Source organism: Cupriavidus sp. DB3 (assembly GCF_020418465.1).
Taxonomy (GTDB): domain Bacteria; phylum Pseudomonadota; class Gammaproteobacteria; order Burkholderiales; family Burkholderiaceae; genus Cupriavidus; species Cupriavidus cauae.
Genome location: NZ_JAIZPL010000004.1, coordinates 332,375 through 353,950 on the forward strand (window position 1 = coordinate 332,375; position 21,576 = coordinate 353,950).

The following is a 21,576-nucleotide window of genomic DNA, read 5'->3' on the forward strand; positions in this document are numbered from 1 at the left end:
CGGTGCCGCCTTATTGCTGTCCCTGCTCCGCCTCCAGTTGCGCCTGCAGCTCGACCTTGCGCACCTTGCCGGTCGCGGTCAGCGGCAGCTCGTCGACGATGCGGATCTCCGGCACCTTGTAGACCGCCATCTGCTCGCGGCACCAGGCGTGCAGCGTGTCGGCGTCCACCGTCGCGGCGTGTTCCGGCCGCAGCCGGATGAAGGCCACCGGCATCTGTCCCTTGTCGGGGTCGGGCCGGCTCACCACGGCCGAGCCCAGCACCGCGGGATGGCGCGACAGCAGCACCTCCAGTTCCGACGGGAACACGCTCATGCCGCGCACCTTCAGCATCTCCTTGCGGCGGCCGAGGAAGTGCAGATAGCCGTGCTCGTCGTAGGCGCCGATATCGCCGGTGCGGAACCAGCCGTCGCGAAACACCTCGGCGTCGACATCCGGCCGTCCCCAGTAGCCCTTGAGCAGCGACGGCGTGCTGACGACGATCTCGCCTTCCGCGCCGATCGGCAGCAGCGCGCCGGTCTCGAAATCGCAGATCTTGATGCGCGTGCCGGGCACCGGCAGGCCGACGAACACGGGACGCCCGCGCAGGTCCATGTCGTCGTCCTGCATGCCCGTGGTGAAGGTGTCGCTGGTGTGCGTCTCGGTCATGCCCCAGGCGCCCTCGGCCAGCACGCTGCCGGTCAGCTCGAACCAGCGCCGGCGGATGTCTGGCGTGATCTTGCGGATGAACGAGGCCGCGCGCGTATGCCGCAGCGAGCGAAGGTCGTAGCGCGGCAGCTCGGGGTGGTTCATCAGCTCGACGGCGTTGTCGACCACGACGAAGGTGCGGTTGACGCGGTAGCGGTCGATCGCCGCCATCACGGCGACCGGGTCCCAGCGCGCGAGCACGACCACGGTGGCCCCGCTGAAGATCGGATAGATCAGCCCCAGGTTCTCGCCGGCGATCCAGAACATCGGCAGGAAGTTCAGCATCACGTCGTCGGAGCCCTCGGCCATGCGCGCGGCGTCCACCCCGCCGGTCAGCGCGTACGAGGCGGCGGCCGTGTAGACCATGTCGCGCTGCGTGTGCATGCAGCCCTTGGGCATGCCGGTGGTGCCGCCGGTGTAGTTCAGCGCGGCCAGCGCGTCGAGATCGACACGCGGCAGCGCGATCGGGGCGGTGGCGCGGATTGCCGGCATCAGGTCGGTCGCGCCGTCGATGCGCCGTGGCGGCGCGTCGAGCCCCGGCGGCAGCGGCACCGTGGGCTGCGCCGGCAGCATCTCGCCCTGGCTGGTGGTGAAGACGGTGCGGATGCGGGTCTGGCTTTTCACCGCCATCAGCATGCCCGCCAGTTGGTCCAGCACGACGATCGCGGTGGCGCCCGAGTCGTTCAGCTCGTAGCGCAGCTCTTCTTCCTTGAACAGCGGGTTGACCGGCACGTAGACGGCGCCGAGTTTCAGGATGCCGTAGAACACCACATGGAATTGCGGGCAGTTGCCGATCATCACCGCGACACGGTCGCCGGCACCGATGCCGTGCGAGGCCAGCAGCGCCGCGCAGCGCTCGCTGAGGTCGTCGAGCTCGGCGTAGCCGACCTCGGTGCCGTAGTAGATCAGCGCCGGATGCGCGGGGCGCCGGCGCGCCCACGCGCGCAGGTAGTCACCGAGCGCGACCTCGCCGTGCGGATAGACCGGCGCGGTGGGCAGGCCGGCGGGCCAGATCCTGCGGTGGCGCGCTTCCAGGTCTTCGAAGAACTGCGCCTCTTCGACGGAAGCGTCGGGCAATGCTGGTGGGTTCGACTGCTCGCGGTCCATCTGCTGTCTCCTGTTGCGTTCTTGTTCGGGTCGATGGAAGAGCTGCGGGGACGTCTTCTTACCAGGCGTCGACGTACTGCCGCAGCGGCCGGTTGGGGTGCGATGCGCCCGCATCGAGCCCGGTCACCAGCCACTGCCGCGTCGCGGCCGGATCGATCACCGCATCGAGTTCGAGCGCCGCGGCGGCGTTGATCGCATGGCCGCGTTCGTACATCTGCGCGACCAGCTTCTGGTACAGCGCGTCGCGTTCCGGTCCTTCGGGCAGCGCCTCGAGCTCCTTGCGAAAGCCCAGCCGCACCGCGCCCTCGAGGCCCATGCCGCCGAACTCGCCGGTCGGCCACGAGAGCGTGAAGGTCGGCGCGCGAAAGCCCCCCGCGGCCATTGCCATCGCGCCCAGGCCATAGCCCTTGCGCAGCACCACCGCGAGGAAGGGCACGCGCAGCTTGGCGCCGATCACGAACATCCGCGAGACGTGGCGCACCTGCGCGCGCGCCTCGACCTCGGGGCCGACCATGAAGCCCGGCGTGTCGATCAGCGAGACGATCGGCAGGCCGTGCGCATTGCAGATCTGCATGAAGCGCGCGGCCTTGTCGGCGGCATCGGCATCGATCGCGCCGCCCAGGTGGCGAGGATTGTTGGCGAGGATGCCGACCGGACGGCCTTCGATGCGGGCCAGCGCGGTATGGATGCCGGTGCCGAAGCCGCTGCGCAGCTCCAGCACGCTGCCGACGTCGGCGATGCCGGCGATGGCCGCGCGCGTGTCGTAGACGCGCAGCCGGTTCTCCGGCACCACGCGCCGCAGCGCCAGCGGATCGGGCGCCTGCCATTCGGCGACGGCACCCTGGAACATCGACAGATAGTGCTTGGCCGCGGCCACCGCGGCGGCCTCGTCGTCGACCAGCAGATCGACCACGCCATTGTGGTGCTGCACGGCGGCCGGGCCGATGTCCTCGGGCCGGAATACGCCGAGCCCGCCGCCCTCGATCATCGCGGGTCCGGCCATGCCGATATTGGCGTTGCGCGTGGCGACGATCAGGTCGCAGCAGCCGAGCAGCGCCGCGTTGCCGGCGAAGCAGCGGCCCGAGGCGATGCCGATCACCGGCACCTCGCCGCTGAGCGCGGCGAAGGCGGCGAACGACGGCTGGAACAGGCCGGCCACGGTCGGGAAGTCGACGTCGCCGGGCCGGCCGCCGCCGCCCTCGGCAAAGATCACGGTCGGCAGCCGGTTCTGCAATGCGACCTGCAGGATGCGGTCGGTCTTGGTGTGATTGCGTTTGCCCTGCGTGCCGGCCAGCACGGTGGCGTCGTAGGCAAGCACCGCGCAGCGCGAGCGCTCGGCCGGAAACAGCGCGCCGTTGATGCCGCCGATGCCGGTGATCAGGCCGTCGGCCGGCGTATTGGCGATCAGGTCCGCCTCGCTGCGGCGGCTCGCCTGCGCGGCCACCGCGAGCGCCCCGTATTCGACGAAGGTGCCGGCATCGCACAGGTCGGCGACGTTCTCGCGCGCGGTGCGCTGGCCGCGCGCGCGGCGCCGGGCTACGGCGTCGGGGCGCGCCTCGTCGTACAGGAAGGCATGGCGATCGATCACGCGCTGCAGATCCGCGCGGATCGCGTTGGGGTCGGCCTGCTCGGCGTCACCGCCGGTGTGCGCGCCAGCCTCGGCCGGTTCGAGCACCAGCAGCACCTGGCCTTCGGCCGCCTGCTCGCCGGCCTCGGCACGCAGGTCGATCACGCGGCCCGGCTGCTCGGCGACGATCGCGTGTTCCATCTTCATCGCGTCGAGCACCGCGACGGTCTGGCCGGCCTGCACCAGCTGGTCCACCGCGACGCTGACCTCGACCAGGCGGCCGGCCATCGGCGCGCGCACCGCGTGCAGGCCCTCGCCGAGCTGCTCGTCGAAGCTGCTGGCGCCGACCGGCGTGGCGGCGACCGCGGGAATGGCGCCACTGGCACACCCGGCGCCGTCCTGCACCGCCTGCAGCACGCGGCTCTGCGCTTCGAGCTGCGCGGCGCGGCTCAGCAGTTCGGGCAGCACTGCCTCGACATGCCGGGTATGGATCCGCTGGCTGGCGAAGTCCTCGCGCTCGGCCAGCGCGCGCAGCAGGTCGAGATTGGTGGCGATGCCGCGGATGGTGAATTCGCCCAGCGCCCGCTGCAGCCGCCGCACCGCGTCGGCGAAGCGTGCGCTGCCGGAGGTCACGATCAGCTTGGCCAGCAGCGTGTCGTATTGCGGCGACGGCGCGTAGCCGGTATAGCCGTGCGTGTCGACGCGAACGTCCGGGCCGGTCGGCGGATCGAAGCGCTCCAGCCGGCCCTGCGCCGGGCGGCCGAGCCCCTGCGCATCGATCGATTCGGCGTTGATGCGGGCCTGGATCGCAAAGCCGCGCGCCGCGGGCGGCCGTTGCGGATCGAGGCCGAGGTCGCGCAAGGATTGGCCTTGCGCGAGGCCCAGTTGCAGCGCCACCAGATCGACGCCGGTGACCTGCTCGGTGATGGTGTGCTCGACCTGCAGGCGCGGGTTGGCCTCGATGAAGACGAAGGGCTGGCGTGCGACATCGCGAGCGTCCGCGCCGTCGGGCTCGGCTTCCTCCACCAGAAATTCGAAGGTGCCGAGGCTGCGGTAGCCGCTGCGGCGTGCCAGCGTACGGGCCGCCTCGACGATGCGTTCGCGCAGCCCCGGGTCCAGCGCCGGGCTCGGCGCGATCTCGACCAGCTTCTGAAAGCGCCGCTGCAGCGTGCAGTCGCGCTCGCCGAGGGCGATCACGTCGGTGCCATCGCCGGCGATCTGCACTTCGATATGGCGCGCGCGCACGACCAGCCGCTCGGCATAGACCGCGTCGATGCCGAAGGCCGAGCGCGCCTCGGAACGGCAGCGCGCATAGGCCTCGGCCAGCGCGTCGCGCTCGCGCACCACGCGCATGCCGCGACCGCCGCCGCCGCCGACCGCCTTCAGCACGATGCCGGCGCCGTGCTGTTCGTCGAAGAAGGCGGTGACCGCTTCGAGCGTGGCGCCGCCCTCGGTGGCCGGCATCACCGGCACGCCGCATTCGCGCGCCAGCGCCAGCGCGCGGCCCTTGTCGCCGAACAGCGCAAGCTGGTCGACCGTGGGGCCGACGAAGACCAGGTCGGCCTCGGCGCAGGCCTGCGCAAAGTCGGCGCGTTCGCTGAGAAAGCCGTAGCCGGGATGGACCGCGTCGCAGCCGGTGCGGCGTGCGGCGGCAAGGATGGCGGGGATGTCGAGGTAGGCGGCGGGGCCTTCGCCGTCGAGCGCGACCGCCTCGTCGGCCAGCAGGCGGTGGCGGCTATTGGCGTCGTCGCGTGCGTAGACGGCGACGGTGGCGATGCCCAGATCGCGGGCCGCGCGTTGCACGCGCAGCGCGATCTCGCCGCGATTGGCGATCAACAGCTTCTTCACAAGTGTCCCCTCTCGATGTCGCCGCCGCGCGGGCGGGGCGCATTGTTTTTTGTGGCATGTGATTCTGCAAAGCAGAATCTACAGGCCGAGCGACGCGCGGGACAAGGGCGTAAACGAGGGACCCGGAAAAGAGGTTGGCGATAATCGGCCACCGCGAAATTCTGCTATGCGGAATTCCCGCCCAAAATCGCGCACCATCGTGTGCGTGCGCCCCATGGAGCCTGGACCAGATTGCCTCTACAGATCTCGCACCGGGTCGCCGTTAACCGGCAGAGACCCCGCCATGCGCGCGCCGCGATGCCGGCGGGAGAAAGCCTGCCATCGCGCCATCGCACCAACCGGACCCTGAGGGGAACCGCCATGACTTCCGCCCTGCCACGCCGCGGCCGCGCCGCGTTCGCCGTTTCGTCCAGCCCCGTTTCGTTCGCTCCCGTTTCGTTCGCCCGTGCCGGCGTGCTGATGCTGTCCGCGTTGACGGCGCTGACCACAGGTTGCGCGACCTACCAGTCGGTCAGCCCGGCCGAAGCGGCACCGCCGGCCGACCCGATCGCGGCGATGGTCCGCATCGATCCGGACCTGGGCGCATCGTTCTGCGTGATCGACAGCCCCGCCGGACGCGCGCCGTTCGCGGCGACGCTGCTGCAATCGCTGCAGCGCCGTGGCTTCGAAGCCAGGCTGCTGCCGCCGGGATCGTCGGTGGCAGCCTGTACGCTGACGGCGACCTATGCGGCCACCTCGCAGTCGTACTGGCGCACCTTCCTGGCGACCGCCGACATCACCGTCTATCGCCGGGGCGAGCGCGTCGGCAAGGCGGTCTACGATGCGCGGCGCAGCCAGGGCGGCGTCAACCTGAGCCACCTGATCGACCCGGCGCAGAAGATCGACGAGCTGGTCGACCAGCTGTTCCCGGGCCGACTGCCGCATCCGGAGGCGCGGGATCGCAATCCTCCGCTGTCCGAGCCGAACAGCGGGACGAGCCCAAGCCCCGCTACGCCAGCCTGAACCCGGGCCGCCTGCAGGTTCGCGACGCCCCGCTGTCCGGTCCGAACAGCGGGGCGCGCTCCAGCGCCGACCGCGGCCCCGCCGCTACGCCAGCCTGAACGCCTGCACCGCCTCGCGCAGCTGCTGCGCGCGCTGATCGAGGCTTTCGGCCGCCGCAGCGGCCTCTTCCACCAGCGCCGCGTTCTGCTGCGTGACGCCGTCCATCTCGGCCAGCGCGTCGCTGACCTGCGCGATGCCTTGCGCCTGCTCGCGCGAGGACGCGCTGATTTCCGCCATGCGCGTGGCGATGCCTTCGACCTGGCGCACGATGTCTTCCATCGCGTTGCCGGCCTGCTGCACCGCTGCGTGGCCGTCGCGCAGATCGGAGACCGTCCGCTCGATCAGCGCCTTGATCTCGCCTGCCGCCGTGGCGCTGCGCTGCGCGAGGCTGCGCACCTCGCCGGCCACCACCGCGAAACCGCGCCCGTGCTCGCCGGCCCGGGCGGCTTCGACCGCCGCGTTCAGCGCCAGGATATTGGTCTGGAAGGCGATGCCGTCGATCATGCCGATGATGTCGACCACCTGCTGCGCGTTGCGATGCACGCCGTCCATGGTCTGCACCACGCGCTCGACGGTGCCGCCGCCGTGCCGGGCTGCATCGGCGGCGCTGCGCACGGTGGCGTCGGCGTCCACGGCGGCATCGGCGTTCTGCCGCACCGTCGCGCTCAGCTGCTCGATGCTGGCGGCGGTGCGCTCCAGGCTGCTGGCCTGGCTCGCGGTGCGTGCCGACAGATCGGCGTTGCCGCTGGCGATCTCGCCGGTGCTGGCGACGATCGCATCGGCGCTGGCCCGCACGGTGCCGACGATGCCGGACAGGCCCTGGCCGACGCCGTCGATCGCGCGCATCAGTTCGCCGATCTCGTCGCGGCGCGGGCTGTCCAGCCGCGCGGTCAGGTCCCCGGCGGCCAGGCTGCGCGCGGCCGCTGCCGCATCGGCCAGCGGCGCGCTGACCATCCGGCGCAGCATCCACCAGAATCCCGCCGACACCAGCAGCGCCAGCGCCAGGCCGGCCGCGAGGAAGCGATTGCGATTCGCGATCAGTTCGGCGCGCAGGCTGTCGACCGGCACCGAGCCGACGATCAGCCATTGCCATTCGGGATAGGTCTCGAACGCCGTCAGCCGCAACGCCGGGGCGCTGCCGTCGAAGGCGATCCGATGCGTCAGGCTGCCCTGGCGCGCGGCAATCATCTCGCGCAACCAGCTCTTGCCGTCCTCGTCGCGGGCGTCCAGCTGCACCGTACCCTCCTGGCGGCGGCCGACCAGCAGCTTGCCCTGGTCGGGACCGGGCCTGGCGTCGACCACCAGGAAATGGCCGTCGGTGCCGATCGATTTGCGCCGGATGCGGTTTTTCAGCATCGCCAGCTCGGCGCTGACATCGACGCCGACATAGAGCGCGCCGACGATCTTGCCGGCGGCATCGCGCACCGGCTCGTACTTGCTCATGTACGGCTTGCCGAACAGCCACGTCAGCGCGCGGTACGAACGCCCGGCCCGCACCGCGGCATAGGCGCCGCCGGCGCGGTCGAGCAGCGTGCCGACCGCGCGCTCGCCGTTCTGCTTCTTCAGCGAGGTGGTCACGCGCACGAAGTCGTCGCCGCGGCGCGCGAACACCGTGGCGATGGTGCCGGCGGTGGTCGAGAAGAAGCGGTCCGGCAGCGCGAAGTTGTTGTTCAGCACGACCTCGCCGCTGCTGAACTGTGGCGTCGGCTGGCCGGCGACCTCGATGGTCTGGGCGGGATCGACCGCGTACGGGCCGGGCACCACCGCGGCGAAGCTCAGCAGGAAGCGGTCCGCCTCCTGCAGCATGGTGTCGTCGAACTGGCCGAGCAGATCGCGCAGCGTCTCGTTCTGCGCGCTCATCGCCGCGCGCTGCTGCGCCTCGAGCTGGCGCATGCTGCTGTCCGACAGCACCCAGGCGAACAGGCCGAATACCAGCACCTGCACGGCCAGCACGATCAGCGCGAGCCGCGTGCCGATCCGCGCGGCGCCAGGGCGCCAGCGGCGCGACGGCTGGCTGGTGGACGAGGTATCGGTAGGGGAGGAAGCCAAGGCACCGGCAAGGCCGGCAGCCGACGAAGCAAGGGGGGCGGGGGCAAGGGGGCGCACGTCCGTTTCCTGCGAAAGGGAAGTTGCCGGCACCACATGGCGCACGGCGGACGCATGATCTCCGTCACGTCGTCATGGGTTGGTTTACGGTCGGAACTGGCCGGGGCTTGATGAGGGTGTTCACCGATTTCTACGAGGGGATTACCGTCGCCCGGCAACAAATCAGTAACTCATAGGGCGGCAACTTTTACGACAGCTTCACAGGGACTGTGTCGGCATGCTGACGGCCTCGGCGCATTGCGCCTTCGCACGACGGCATGATGGCCAAGCACGACGACGTATCGTACAAACTGTTGTACTCCTGTCCCGAATTTCGTCAGGGACCTGCTGAAGGACTTTGTGCCGAAGCAATGGTGGCGGAAGGTCAATTTCCAGACCCTGGAGCGCATGCCTTGCAGCTACGTGACCGATGACTTCCGCGAGCGCGCCGATGACGTGGTTTGGCGCGTGCGAACCGGCCAGGATTGGATGTACCTGTACATCCTGATCGAGTTCCAGAGTACCGTCGACACCTTCATGGCGGTCCGCGTGTTGAGTTATCTAATGCTTCTGTATCAGGACCTGATCCGGCGCAAGGAATGTTTGCCCGGCCGCTTGCTGCCGCCGGTGTTGCCGATCGTGCTGTACAACGGCGAAACGAAATGGCGAGCGCCAGTGGATGTCGAAAGGCTGATCGTTCACGATGCGGACTTGCCGGTTCCGCGTTTTCGCTATCACCTGATCGACGAGAGCCAGTACACGGAAGCCCAGCTTTCGCGGCGGCGAAATTTGGTGGCCGCCGTGATGCGTTTCAATCGGCTAAAGAGTGAGCGGAGTCTTGTCCGCGTGATTCGAGAGGTCCGTCGCTGGATCGATGGGCGCAAGGAACTCAGGCGAACTTTGGCGATGTGGATGCGTAGCGTATTGTTGAGGCAGCGCAAGGGCAAGCTCGCGCTGCCACGGGTCTGCGATCTGGAGGAACTCGAAATGTCACTGGCACAACGTATGGACGAGTGGGCAGCCCAGCACGAGCAGAGGGGCATGCAGAAGGGGGAGAAAAAAGGGGAGAAAAAGGGGGAGAAGCGAGGACTCGCAAAGGGCCGGCAGGAAGGCGCCGCGCGAGTTCTCCAGCAACTGCTGGCCCGCCGCTTCGGGCCGCTGCCGGCCGATATCGTTGCCAAGCTGAACGCGGCGCAGGCCGCCGACATCCGGCGATGGAGCGGGCGGCTGCTGACGGCGGAATCGCTCGACGCCGTCTTCAAGACACGATAAGGGCGCGGCGATGCTCTTCGGGGGCATCTTTGCCGCGCAGGATCAAGCCAGCAGCTGTCCCAGCCGAACCACCGTCACGCCAGGACGCAGCTGGCGCAGCGACGGCATCACCAGCACGCAGTCGGGATACGGCGTCACCACCGGCGCGCCGTCGTTCCACCCGATCACGGTGCCGGGCTCGGAGAAGGTCTCCAGGCCGGTATAGGGGCCGGCGAAGCGGAAATTCATGCTGGTGGCCACTACCGGCTCGGTGACGCGCACCACGCGCTGCGGCGCGACCGGCGCCGACAGCCAGCCGGCAGGCAGGTCGCCGCTGTCGACGATGCCGGCGGTCAGCAGGAAGCGCGCCGTGCTGTCGCGCGCCACCGCGACCGACGATGCCTCCCAATGCTGGCCACATTCGATCAGCAGCGCATTCTTCGGGCTGTCCTGATCGCCAAAGCCGGCGTAGTCGCGCATGCGACGGCCTTCCGGATGGCCTTCGTCGACGATCACATGCGCCGGAGCGCCGAGCGCGCGCGCCAGCGCCACGCCCTTGTCGAGCGGGCCCGACACGATCAGCGGCAGGCTCTTCTCGTGCATCGAATGCAGGTCCAGCAGCAGGTCGATGCGATCGATCAGCGGGCGCATCTCGCGCGCGCGCCGCAGTTCGGACGAGTCGCGCGACGCGTCGTCGAGCACCGCGGCGGTCCAGACTCGGTTGAAGTCCTGGTCGACGAAGCGCGAGGCGTCGGGCTTTGCCGGATCGAAACGGTGATAGGCGTCGACGTTGGCGAACGCCAGCGTCAGCTGCCCGCTGCGCGGCTTGAGCCCGAGGTCCAGCAGCTCCTTGACGACGATCGCGCCGCAGACCTCGTTGCCATGGGTCAGCGCGTTGATCATCACGTGCGGGCCCGGCACGCCGCTGTCGAAATGATGGACATAGGCGACGCCGGTATTGCCGTCGGCATACGGGCGGATATCGGGAAATGCGACTTCGACCGGATAGGCGTCGAGCGTGGTCATCGTGTTCATAACGTCCCTGTTATTGCTGGATGCCGGCCGCCTGCACGATGGTGCGGTATTTGGCGGTCTCGCGCTTGACGAAGGCGGCGAACTGCGCCGGATTGGCGGGCGCGACCTCGACGCCGGCCTCGGCCAGCTTCTTGCGGACCTCCGGCATCGCCAGCACGGCCTGCATCTCGTTGTTGAGCCGATCCACCACAGCGCGCGGCGTGGCCTTCGGTGCCATCAGGCCGAACCAGACGCCCATGTCGACGCCCTTCAGCGCGGGCGTCTCCGCCAGCGCCGGCACTTCCGGTGCCACCGCGGCGCGCTTGGCTTCGGTCACGCCATAGGCCTTGACCCGTCCGGCCTGGATATGCGGCAGCGCGGACGACAGCACCATTACCGCCAGATCGATCTGGCCGCCCAGCAGGTCCGTCGCCATCGCGGAAGCGCCCTTGTACGGCACGTGCGTGATACCGACCTTGCCCTGCTGCTTGATCAGCTCGCCGGCCAGGTTCAGCGGCGTGCCGACGCCCGACGAGGCATAGGCCAGCTTGTCTGGCTGCCCCTTGGCCAGCGCGATCAGTTCGGCGGCATTGCGCGCCGGCAGCGTCGGCTTGCCGACCAGCACCATCGGCTGCGTGCCGACGAAGGTGATCGGCGCCAAATCCTTCTCGCCGTCGTAGCGGACCGCCGGATTGGTCAGGCGCGCGATCGACACCTCGCTGCCCGAGCCCATCAGCAGCGAGTAGCCATCGGCCTCGGCCTTGACCACGCGCGCCGCGCCGATGGTGCCGCCGGCACCGCCGAGGTTCTCGATCACCACGCTCTGGCCCAGCCGCTTGCCGAGCTCGGGCGCGATGGTGCGCGCCACCAGGTCGACGCTGCCGCCGGCCGTGTAGCCGACCACCAGCGTGATCGGCTTGGCGGGCCATTCGCTGGCGCGCGCGGCGCCGGCAGGCAGCAGCGACATCGCCGAGGCGGCGGAAAACAGCAAGGTGGCGGCGGTGGCAGTCCGCAGCGAGATCTTCATGGCAACGCTCCCGTGTCTATCTGTTATCGATGTGGTATGGCGCGATGTTAGGGAGCGGCGCCGTGTCCGCGCATGCGGGTTTGGCAATGGCGATTGCCGGATCGGCAAGGCGTGTGGCAAGGGGCCTATCACGGACCCGGCAGGGGCAGGCAAGGGGCAGGCGAAGGGCAGGCGAAGGGCAGGCAAGCGGCTCGGCAAGGCGGCGCGGCATCGCCTCCGCCGCCAGCGGCATCACGCCGTCGCGGCGCGCCAGAACGCCTCGGCCAGCGGACGCATCGGCGCGCGCGGACGGTAGAGCCGGATCTGCAGCACCAGATCGCGATTGCCGCCCGGCTGGCCGCCGTGCTGGCCGCCCTGTTGGCCACCCTCCGTCCCGGCCTCCGCCACGCTGCCGATATCGGCGCGCACCAGCCGGCCCGCGTGCAGGTCGTCGGCGATCAGCCGGGCAGGCAGCCAGGCCAGGCCCATGCGCTGGCGCACCATCTCGTGCACCGATTCGGCGAAGTCGCAGACCGCCACCACGTCCAGGCGGCCGGCCAGTTTGCGCCGGGCGATCTCCTGATTGACCATGCGGCCCATCGTCAGGGTTTCCGCATAGGCGATGGTCGGCACCGGCGCGCCGCTCTTGCCACGCCCCGGCAGGCGGAAGCACGGCCCGCCCGCGGCATCGGCGGCGGCGACGCAGACCAGCCGCTCGACCCCGACCGGATGGAACTGATAGCGCGCCTCGTCCAGCCGCACCGGCAGGTCCGGTGGGCTGTAGCACAGCAGGAAATCGGCATCGCCCTCGGTGAACATCGCCAGCGCGTCGTGCATGGCGAAGGTCGACAGCCGGGTGCGAAAGCCCGCGGCCACCGGATCGTGCCGCAGCGCCTGGCGCAGCCCCGCCAGCCAGGCCGGCACCAGCGAGCGCGACAGCGTCTTGCCGGTGGCGATCACCACGGTGCTGGCGTCGACGCGGTGGGCCGCCCGCAGCGCCAGCCGCGTTTCCTCGAGCGTGTGCAGCGCCGACTGCGCCGCCTCCAGAAACTGCCGGCCCTCGGCGGTCAGCCGGACCGGGAACACGCTGCGATCGATCAGCGGCGCGCCGGCCCACACCTCGACCGCCTGCATGCGGCGGCCGAACGCGGGCGGGGTGACATTGCGCAGTTCGGCGGCGCGGGCGAGGCTGCCGGCCTCGGCCAGGCATACAAAGTCTTCGAGCCAACGGATATGCATGGGGAGGCGGGCGATGGGTTCGTGTCGGGACGCGTCAGGCGGCTGCGCGCAACGTGCGCGGCCGCGTCATTCTAGAGCGTCCGAAGCGGCATGCACGGTTTGCGGCCCCGATGCGGCGACGCCGGCAGGGGCGGGCAAACCATCCCATCGACGAATGGAGGCGTTGGATAAGCATCGCTCCATATTTGTCCGCGGAATAGTCCGGTGCGGCCCCGGAGCGCCCGATTCACTCGACAATCCGGCCTCGCGCCTGCCGCGCCGCAGCCTATCGCCCCTTCGCACCGACTCCTACACTGGCTGGAAAGCCCGACCTCGCTGGGAGTCCGCCATGCCGACCGTTCGCCGCCTCGTCCGCCACGCCGCCTGCATCCTGATCCTGCTGGGCGGTTGGCAGACCGCGATGGCGGCACCCCGGCCGCCGCAGCCCGCGGAGACGTTGACCCGGCAGGCGGTGGCCGCCTACGAGGCGGGCGCTTTCGAGAGCGCGCTGCGCGACTTCGCGGAGGCGGCGCGGCGGGGCAACCGGCTGGCGCAGTTCAATTACGCGATGATGCTGCTGCGCGGCGACGGCACGGCGTCCAAGCCCCAGGAGGCGCTGGTCTGGCTGAAGAAGGCGGCGGACAACGAGATGACGCATGCCCAATTCACCTGGGGCGAATTGCATGAGCGCGGCGACCTGGTGCCCAAGTCGCTGGAAGAGGCCAACCGCTGGTATCAGCGCGCCAGCCAGGGCGGCCATATCCAGGCGCAGGTCGCGCTGGCGACCAATTACTTCATCGGCCGCGGGGTGCCGCGCGATTACGCCAAGGCCTTCGAGTGGTACACGCGGGCCGCGACCGCGGGCGACGGCGGGGCGCAGTACATTGTCGCCAGCTTCTACGAGCGCGGCGAGCCGGGGGTGGTGGAGCGCGATATCGAGCAGGCCAAGATCTGGTACGCCCGCGCCGCGGCGCGCGGCGACCCCGGCGCGCTGGCCAAGCTGCGCTCGCTGCTGGAGCAGACCGTCAGATCGCGCACGCCGACGATGTAGCGGACAGGCGAGCCGGCAAGCGCGCGGCGTGCTTCAAGTCTGAATCAGCCGCTTCTGCCGCGAGATGTTCATCAGGATGCCGATCCCCATGCCGAGCGTGACCAGCGCGGTGCCGCCGTAGCTGATCAGCGGCAGCGGCACGCCGACGATCGGCAGGATGCCGCTGACCATGCCCATGTTGACGAAGGCATAGGTGAAGAAGATCAGCGTCACCGCGCCGGCCAGCAGCCGCGAGAAGTGCGTCGGCGCATTGGCGGCGATATAGAGCCCGCGGAAGATCAGCAGCAGGTACAGCACCAGCAGCACCGCATTGCCGATCAGGCCGAATTCCTCGGAGTAGACCGCGAAGATGAAGTCGGTGTGCTTCTCCGGAATGAACTCGAGGTGGGTCTGCGTGCCCTTGAGCCAGCCCTTGCCCATCAGGCCGCCCGAGCCGATCGCGATGATCGACTGGATGGTGTGGAAGCCCTTGCCGAGCGGATCGGTGGTCGGATCGAGCAGCGTGCAGACCCGGTGCTGCTGGTAGTCGTGCAGCACCGGCCAGTTGACGCCCGGCGCGCACATGTCGTGCTCGAAGAACAGCAGCCCGGAAATCAGCGTGACCAGGATCGCCAGTGCCGGCAGGATCAGCTTCCACGACAGGCCGGCGAAGTAGATCACGTACATGCCGGCGGCCAGCACCAGCAGCGCGGTGCCCAGGTCGGGCTGCTTGGCGATCAGGCCCACCGGCACCGCCAGCAGCAGGCCGGCGACGATGAAGTCGAACCAGCGCAACGCGCTTTCGCGCTTCTGGAAGTACCAGGCCAGCATCAGCGGCATCGCGATCTTCATCAGCTCGGAGGGCTGGATCACGATGCCGACATTGAGCCAGCGGCGCGCGCCCTTGCGGATCAGCCCGAACATCGCCACCGCGATCAGCAGTGCGACGCCGACCGTATAGAGCGGCACCGCGACCCGCATCAGCGTCTGCGTGGGCAGATAGGCGATCACCCACATCACCGCGTAGGACAGCAGGATATTGCGCAGCTGGTCCTCGACGCGGCCCGGCACGTCGATCGACGCCGAGTACAGCGCCACGATGCCGGTGGCGAACAACAGGAAGACGATCAGCGCGAGCGGCTTGTCGAAGCCGGTCAGCGCGGTCTTGATCAGGGACAGGGCGCGTCTGCGATCCATCTGCGCCTCCTTCAATGCGTGACGTTGGCGCCCGGCGCCGCGGCGGCCTGCCGGGTGCGGGATGCGGGAGACGGTGCGGGGCCCGGCGCGGCGGGCGGCGTGGCTGGGCGCGTCTTGCGCTCGCCCGGTGCACCCGGTGCGGCCGGGGCGGCCGGGGCGGATGGCGAGGACGGAGCCGCGGGCGCGCCGTCATGCGGCGGCTTGCTGTGGCCGAGCGCCTGGCGCATGCGGTCCCCCAGCGTCAGCGGCGCCGAGGCGGGCGCGATCGCCTGCGGATCGATGGTCGGCGCGGCGGCTACCGCAGAGGCTCCGGCCTGGCTGCCGTTGCCGCCGCCGCCATTCCTGGTGCCCTTGGCGCCTTCGTCCTTGCCGCCCGGCTCGCCTTGCGCGTCCTCGTTGGCCAGCGTGTTGCCCATCGCGGTCGCGCTGGCGATGCTGGCGGTATGGCCGGTGGTAAAGACGCTTGGCGTATCGACCGGCGGCAGCCCGTGCGCGCGCTCGGCGGCCGGCGGCGCGATCTCGGCCAGCTCGGCGGGCCATTTGCCCAGCAGGTAGTAGTCCATCACCTTGCGCGCGATCGGCGCGGCGTGCTGCGCGCCGAAGCCGGCGTTCTCGACGATCAGCGCCAGCGCGATCTTCGGCTTGTCGGCCGGCGCGAACGCGGTGTACAGCGCATGGTCGCGCTTGTGCTCGGCCAGCGCGTGGTGGTTGTACTTCTCGCCCTTGCTCAGCGAGAAGGTCTGCGCGGTGCCGGTCTTGCCGGCTGACTCGTAGGCGGCGCCGGCGAACACGCGCGCCGCGGTGCCCGAATGCGTGACGCCGACCATCGCGCGCTTGATCACGTCGATATCGGACTGCTTGAACGGCAGGCGATAGCTTTCCTTCGGCACCGTCAGGCGGCGCTGCCGGGTGACCGCGTCCTCGACCGCCTTGACCAGGTGGGGCTTCATCACGACGCCGTTGTTGACCAGGATCGAGGTCGCGTGCGCCAGCTGCAGGATCGTGAAGCTGTTGTAGCCCTGGCCGATCCCCAGCGAGATCGTTTCGCCGTCATACCAACGCTGCTGCTCGGGCTTGCGGTAGGCGCGCCGCTTCCAGTCGGTCGACGGCAGGATGCCGCGGCTCTCGCCCTCGATGTCGATGCCGGTCAGCTGGCCGAAGCCGAGCGGCTTCATGAAGTCGTGGATCGCGTTGACGCCCATGTCGCGCGCCAGCGCGTAGTAGTAGGTGTCGCACGAGGCCACGATCGAGCTGTACATGTCGACCCAGCCGTGGCCGCCCGGCTTGTCGTCGCGGAAGGTATGGTTGCCCAGCGTGAAGAAGCCGGGATCGTGCATGCCCCAGTTGGCGGTGCGCTTGCCGGTCGCCAGCGCCGCCAGCGCCATGAACGGCTTGTAGGTCGAGCCCGGCGGATAGGTGCCGCGCAGCGGGCGGTTCAGCAGCGGCTTGTCCGGCGAATTGTTCAGCTCGTTCCAGGTCGCGGTGTCGATGCCCTCGACGAACAGGTTCGGGTCGAAGGTCGGCTTGGAGACGAAGGCCAGGATGTCGCCGGTGGCCGGCTCGATCGCCACCAGCGCGCCGCGGCGGTCGCCGAACAGCGCCTCGGCCAGCTGCTGCAGCCGGATGTCGAGGGACAGGATCAGGTTGTTGCCCGGCGTCGCCGGCGCGGTCGACAGCGTGCGGATCGGCCGCCCGCCGGCGCTGACCTCGACTTCCTCGATGCCGGTCAGCCCGTGCAGCTCGGTCTCGTAGCTCTGCTCGATGCCGATCTTGCCGATGTAGTTGGTGCCCTTGTAGTTGTCGGCATCCTTGCGCGGGTCGTACTTGGCCGGATTGGCGTCGTTGGCCACGTCCATCGCCTCGATGCGCTGCTGGTCGCGCTGCGAGATGCGGCCGATGTAGCCGACCACGTGCGAGGCCGATTCGCCCATCGGATACTGGCGGAACAGCCGCGCGCGCACGTCGACGCCGGGGAAGCGGAAGCGCTGCGCGGAGAAGCGCGCCACCTCCTCGTCGCTAAGCTGGCTGCGGATCGGCAGGCTCTCGAAGCTGCGCGACTCCTCCATCAGCCGGCGGAAGCGGCGGCGGTCGCGCGGCTGGATGTCGATCAGTTCGGACAGTTCATCGATGGTGTCGTCCAGCGACTGCGTCAGCTTGGACGGCGTGATTTCCAGCGTGTAGGCCGAATAGTTGCGCGCCAGCACGATGCCGTTGCGGTCCATGATGATGCCGCGGTTCGGCTCGATCGGCGCCACCGAGATGCGGTTGTCCTCGGCCTTGGCCGAATACTGGTCGTGCTTGTACCACTGCAGCCAGAAGAAGCGCAGGAACAGCAGCCCGAACAGGATCACGGCGAACAGCGCCGCGGCCGCCACGCGAAGGCGGAAGCGGCCGAGCTCGAGTTCGACGTTGCGGATTTCGGTCATGGTGCTGCGGGGACGGGCGGTCGGGGCACGGAGAGAGGCTGCGAGCGGAGTGCCATGCCGTCAGATCGGCCGGGTTTCGTCGACGTCGATGGAGCGGCGCTGCGGCGCCAGCAGCAGGCCGGTGGCCAGCGGCCACAGCAGCGCCTCGATGCCGGGCGCGACCAGCAACGGCCAGCCGGGCAGCGGCGCGCCCATCAGCAGCCGGATCACCACCGGTACCGCATGCGCGATGAACAGCAGCGGCAGCACGTGCAGTGCCTGCGTATAGACGCTGAACCACAACACGCGGCGGTGGATCGTGATGGCGAAGTAGGCCAGCAGCGTGTAGGCCATCGCGTGCTCGCCGAGCAGGCGGGCATCGTGCACGTCCATCAGCAGGCCCAGCACGAAGGCCACGCCCATGCCGACCTTGCGCGGCTGGTGGATGTTCCAGAACACCAGCACCAGCGCCACCATGTCCGGCACCCACAGGATGTCGCCCCACGGCAGCAGGTTGAACAGGAACGCCAGCACGAAGGTCAGCGCGATGAAGGCCGGGTTGACCGGCCGCAGCAGGTATTGGGGATGGGTCACCGCTTCTGCTCCTGGCTCGGCGCGGCCGCGGGCGCCGCGGCGACCGTAGCAACTGTGGCGGCCGTAGCCGCGGCGTTCGCCTTGGGCTTGGGCCCCTTCTCGGTTTTTTCCGCCTTGTCGGCTTTCTCGGGCTTGTCGGCTTTCGAGGCCTTGCCGGCCTTGTCCGTCTTGCCTGCCTTGCCCGCGTTCTTGCCGTCGTCGCCGGCCGGCAGGTCGCGCGAGGGCTTCTCGGCCTCGTAGCGCACCACCAGCAGCTGGCGGTGCGAACGCACGCCCGCGACCGGCTCGCAGTAGACGCGCGAGAACGCGGTATCGGCCTTGCGTTCGATCTGCACGATGCGCGCGACCGGCAGCCCGGCCGGATAGACCCCGTCCAGGCCCGAGGTCACCAGCAGGTCGCCCTGCTGCAGATCGGCCGACGCCGCCATGAAGCGCAGGTCCAGCATGCCGGCCTTGCCGCCGCCGAAGGCAATGCTGCGCAGGCCGTTGCGTACCACCTGCACCGGGATCGCCTGGTCCTTGTCTGTCAGCAGCGTGACTTCGGACTGGAACGGCGTCACGCGCGTGACCTGGCCGACCACGCCGCGATCGTCGATCACCGGATAGCCGGCCCGCACGTCGTGCTGGCTGCCGCGGTCGATCACGATGCGCTGGCTGTACGGATCGCGCGCGTCGTACAGCACCTCGGCCGCCGTGACCGGCGTGGCCGATTGCTCCTTCAGGTCCAGCAGCTTGCGCAGCTGGCGGTTCTCGGCCTCGAGCTGGGCCTGGCGCAGCGCGTCGTCGGCCTGCGCCACCGCGCGCCGCCGCAGCTCGCGGTTCTCGCTGGCCAGCGCGGCGGACGACTGCAGATAGTCGAACGCGGCGCGCGCCATGTCGCGCGGCACCAGCACGGCGCGCTCGACCGGCATCAGCACGGTGGCGGCGACCTGCCGGACCGTGGACAGCGCATCGAAGCGGGCGTCGACGACCAGCAGCACCAGCGCCATCGTCACGAAGATGACCAGGCGCGCGAACGCGGACGTGCCCTGCTTGAATAGCGGTGGCGGCGTGTAATCCATTTAGCCGTACGCAGGCGGTGGCGGTCCGCATCGCCGGCACGCCGCGCTCGGGCGTCCGGGGGCGGACCGGAATTGGCGGAGTCGCGCGGGCCGCCGGCAGGCGGCGGCCGGCTTGGCCAGGGTGGCGCGGCGGCGGACCTGCCCGTGGCCGGCCTGGGCCAGCGGTGCGGGCAGGGCGCGCTTCGCCACGGGAACGATCCTTTTGCCGGACCGGCTTACTCGTAGGCGAAGATGCTGCCGAGCTTGTCCATGCGCTCCAGGGCCATGCCCGAGCCGCGCACCACGCAGGTCAACGGATCCTCGGCCACCAGCACCGGCAGGCCGGTTTCCTCGGCCAGCAGGCGGTCCAGGTCGCGCAGCAGCGCGCCGCCGCCGGTCAGCGTGATGCCGCGCTCGGCGATGTCGGCGCCCAGTTCCGGCGGGGTCTGCTCCAGGCCGATCTTCACGGTGGAGACGATCTGGTTCAGCGGATCGGTCAGCGCTTCCAGGATCTCGTTGGACGAGACCGTGAACGCGCGCGGGATGCCCTCGGACAGGTTGCGGCCCTTGACCTCCATCTCGCGCACTTCCGAACCCGGGAAGGCCGAGCCGATTTCCTTCTTGATCGCTTCGGCGGTCTGCTCGCCGATCAGCATGCCGTAGTTGCGGCGGATGTAGTTGACGATGGCCTCGTCGAACTTGTCGCCGCCGACGCGCACCGAGCCCTTGTAGACCATGCCGCCCAGCGAGATGATGCCGACCTCGGTGGTGCCGCCGCCGATATCGACGACCATCGAGCCCGACGGCTCCGACACCGGCAGGCCGGCGCCGATCGCGGCGGCCATCGGTTCCTCGATCAGGTAGACCTGCGAGGCGCCGGCGCCCAGCGCCGACTCGCGGATCGCGCGGCGCTCGACCTGGGTCGAACCGCACGGCACGCAGATGATGATGCGCGGCGACGGACGCAGCAGCTTGCTGTCGTGCACCATCTTGATGAACTGCTTGAGCATCTGCTCGGTGACGGTGAAGTCGGCGATCACGCCGTCCTTCATCGGGCGGATCGCCTCGATGTTGCCCGGCACCTTGCCCAGCATCTGCTTGGCTTCCTTGCCGACTGCCTGAATGGTCTTCTTGGCGTTCGGGCCGCCGCCCAGGTGGATCGCGACCACCGACGGTTCGTCCAGCACGATGCCCTTGTCACGCATGTAGATCAGCGTGTTGGCGGTGCCGAGGTCGATCGCGAGATCGTTGGAAAAGTAGCTGCGGAGAAATCCGAACATCAGGAGTCCTGTTTTCTGGTGGGTTCGCAGGTATGCGAAGCGGCCGGCGCCAGTCCTTGGCGCCGGCCGCGATATTCATATGTCTTCGATGGAAACGGCGCGCGTCCTTCCGCGCATCCACGGTCCCGCCCATGCCGTTGCGGTGCGCCAGGCGAACCGCGACAGTCCTGAGGGATTTCGCCCGCCGGGCCGGCGGAACGCATTCCCACGGGAACCTTTGATTAGACGGCGCCAGAAAGTTCGCCAAACTTCATTTGGCGGATGGCCGGACGGCGGTCCGGGCGCCACAGACCCGGCACCCACACGGGGGCAGCGGCGAGTCGGTCTAATCGGAGGATCCTGGTCCGGGCCCCGCGGGCAGTCGGGTCCGGCGTCCTTCAGCGGCCGGACGCTGGGTCCAAGCGGCGAAGGCGCCGCCAGGGGCGGCGGCAAAACGGAATGATACCTTATAATTCCGCGTGTTTCGGCGGCAAATTGCCCTGAAAAAACCTGTAATTCTGACGATTGTGGGGCGTCGCGCGCGGCACTTTCCCCAGGCCGATGTCGACGCGGCAACGGCCCGGCAATGGCCCGGCAACTGCCCGACAGCGGTCCGGACGCGGCGCCGCCCAGGGCACGCCCGCCTGGCCCGGTCCGGCGCTCCCGACGCTGTCCGCACGGTCGTCCTTCTCCCGGTTTCGTTCCGGCCTTGCGCCGGACTGCCGGGCCCTCTGGAATTCCTCGCACCCACGCCATGGCACTCGAGCTAACCGACGTCAAGCGCATCGCCCATCTTGCCCGCATCGACATCAGCGATGAAGAAGCCGGCCAGACGCTCGGGCAACTGAATCAATTCTTCTCGCTGGTCGAGCAGATGCAGGCGGTGGACACCAGCGGCGTCGCGCCGCTGGCGCATCCGCTGTCGGCGGTCCGCGAGATGCAGCAGCGCCTGCGCGACGACGTCGTCACCGAGCCGAACCGGCGCGATGACTACCAGCGTCCCGCGCCGGCCACCGAGGCCGGCCTGTATCTGGTGCCGAAGGTGATCGAATAACGTTCCCGATAACGGCCCCGATAAGGTCCCGATAAGGTCCCGATAACGGTCCCGCACCCGGCCCGCCGACGTCGCCCGAAATTTCCGTATCGACGTACCGATACGCCAAGGTGGCATCTCCCGAATCGATCCGCCGGCGGCGCCCATGCCCCGCCGGCCGTTCTCCGAAGCTTTT

General features: G+C 69.4%; 15 protein-coding genes. 4 read left to right on the plus strand and 11 right to left on the minus strand.

Features of this window, described 5'->3' with window-relative positions; translation table 11 throughout:
* Positions 1-10: 10 nt before the first annotated feature.
* Positions 11-1,792, minus strand: coding sequence for an AMP-binding protein (locus K7G19_RS14970; protein ID WP_226107926.1), 1,782 nt, complete (start codon positions 1,790-1,792; stop codon positions 11-13).
* Positions 1,793-1,850: 58 nt separating this feature from the next.
* A complete protein-coding gene (locus K7G19_RS14975; protein WP_226107928.1) occupies positions 1,851-5,207 on the minus strand; it encodes a carboxyl transferase domain-containing protein in 3,357 nt (1,118 codons plus the stop codon).
* Between the two features lie 360 nt (positions 5,208-5,567).
* Here K7G19_RS14975 and K7G19_RS14980 point away from each other — a divergent pair, with 360 nt between their 5' ends.
* Positions 5,568-6,209, plus strand: coding sequence for an Sbal_3080 family lipoprotein (locus K7G19_RS14980; RefSeq protein WP_226107929.1), 642 nt, complete (start codon positions 5,568-5,570; stop codon positions 6,207-6,209).
* An 84-nt stretch (positions 6,210-6,293) separates the two neighbouring features.
* Here K7G19_RS14980 and K7G19_RS14985 read toward each other — a convergent pair whose 3' ends face one another.
* Complete coding sequence (locus tag K7G19_RS14985; RefSeq protein WP_226107930.1) at positions 6,294-8,297, minus strand: methyl-accepting chemotaxis protein; 2,004 nt, start codon at positions 8,295-8,297, stop codon at positions 6,294-6,296.
* Positions 8,298-8,681: 384 nt separating this feature from the next.
* On the opposite strand from K7G19_RS14985, the gene K7G19_RS14990 reads away from it, so the two are divergent.
* Positions 8,682-9,605, plus strand: a complete 924-nt coding sequence (locus K7G19_RS14990; RefSeq protein WP_370639561.1) for an Rpn family recombination-promoting nuclease/putative transposase — start codon at positions 8,682-8,684, stop codon at positions 9,603-9,605.
* Between the two features lie 42 nt (positions 9,606-9,647).
* Here K7G19_RS14990 and K7G19_RS14995 read toward each other — a convergent pair whose 3' ends face one another.
* The 3 genes from K7G19_RS14995 to K7G19_RS15005 form a co-directional block, all read right to left on the minus strand.
* A complete protein-coding gene (locus tag K7G19_RS14995) occupies positions 9,648-10,619 on the minus strand; it encodes a M14 family metallopeptidase (RefSeq protein WP_226107931.1) in 972 nt (323 codons plus the stop codon).
* Positions 10,620-10,629: 10 nt separating this feature from the next.
* Positions 10,630-11,625 carry a tripartite tricarboxylate transporter substrate binding protein gene (locus tag K7G19_RS15000; protein WP_226107932.1) on the minus strand — a complete coding sequence of 332 codons (996 nt, stop codon included), beginning with the start codon at positions 11,623-11,625 and terminating at the stop codon, positions 10,630-10,632.
* Positions 11,626-11,856: 231 nt separating this feature from the next.
* Positions 11,857-12,843, minus strand: coding sequence for a LysR family transcriptional regulator (locus K7G19_RS15005; protein WP_226107933.1), 987 nt, complete (start codon positions 12,841-12,843; stop codon positions 11,857-11,859).
* 400 nt (positions 12,844-13,243) lie between these two features.
* On the opposite strand from K7G19_RS15005, the gene K7G19_RS15010 reads away from it, so the two are divergent.
* Positions 13,244-13,873, plus strand: a complete 630-nt coding sequence (locus tag K7G19_RS15010; RefSeq protein ID WP_223819604.1) for a tetratricopeptide repeat protein — start codon at positions 13,244-13,246, stop codon at positions 13,871-13,873.
* Positions 13,874-13,906: 33 nt separating this feature from the next.
* On the opposite strand, the gene rodA is transcribed toward K7G19_RS15010, so the two are convergent.
* From rodA to K7G19_RS15035, 5 genes are all read right to left on the minus strand, one after another.
* A complete protein-coding gene (gene rodA / locus K7G19_RS15015; RefSeq protein WP_226107934.1) occupies positions 13,907-15,049 on the minus strand; it encodes a rod shape-determining protein RodA in 1,143 nt (380 codons plus the stop codon).
* A gap of 11 nt (positions 15,050-15,060) precedes the next feature.
* Positions 15,061-17,475 (minus strand): penicillin-binding protein 2, encoded by a 2,415-nt coding sequence (gene mrdA / locus K7G19_RS15020; RefSeq protein WP_226107936.1) that lies wholly within the window; start codon positions 17,473-17,475, stop codon positions 15,061-15,063.
* A 60-nt stretch (positions 17,476-17,535) separates the two neighbouring features.
* Positions 17,536-18,048: a rod shape-determining protein MreD gene (gene mreD / locus K7G19_RS15025; RefSeq protein WP_006579990.1), complete on the minus strand. Its 513-nt coding sequence runs from the start codon at positions 18,046-18,048 to the stop codon at positions 17,536-17,538.
* Positions 18,045-19,109 (minus strand): rod shape-determining protein MreC, encoded by a 1,065-nt coding sequence (gene mreC, locus K7G19_RS15030; protein WP_226107938.1) that lies wholly within the window; start codon positions 19,107-19,109, stop codon positions 18,045-18,047. The genes mreD and mreC overlap by 4 nt, the downstream gene beginning before the upstream one ends.
* A 215-nt stretch (positions 19,110-19,324) precedes the next feature.
* Positions 19,325-20,368, minus strand: coding sequence for a rod shape-determining protein (locus K7G19_RS15035; protein WP_023264573.1), 1,044 nt, complete (start codon positions 20,366-20,368; stop codon positions 19,325-19,327).
* A gap of 733 nt (positions 20,369-21,101) precedes the next feature.
* Between K7G19_RS15035 and gatC the strand changes: the two genes are divergently transcribed.
* Positions 21,102-21,401: an Asp-tRNA(Asn)/Glu-tRNA(Gln) amidotransferase subunit GatC gene (gatC, locus tag K7G19_RS15040; RefSeq protein WP_149317339.1), complete on the plus strand. Its 300-nt coding sequence runs from the start codon at positions 21,102-21,104 to the stop codon at positions 21,399-21,401.
* Positions 21,402-21,576 lie beyond the last annotated feature (175 nt).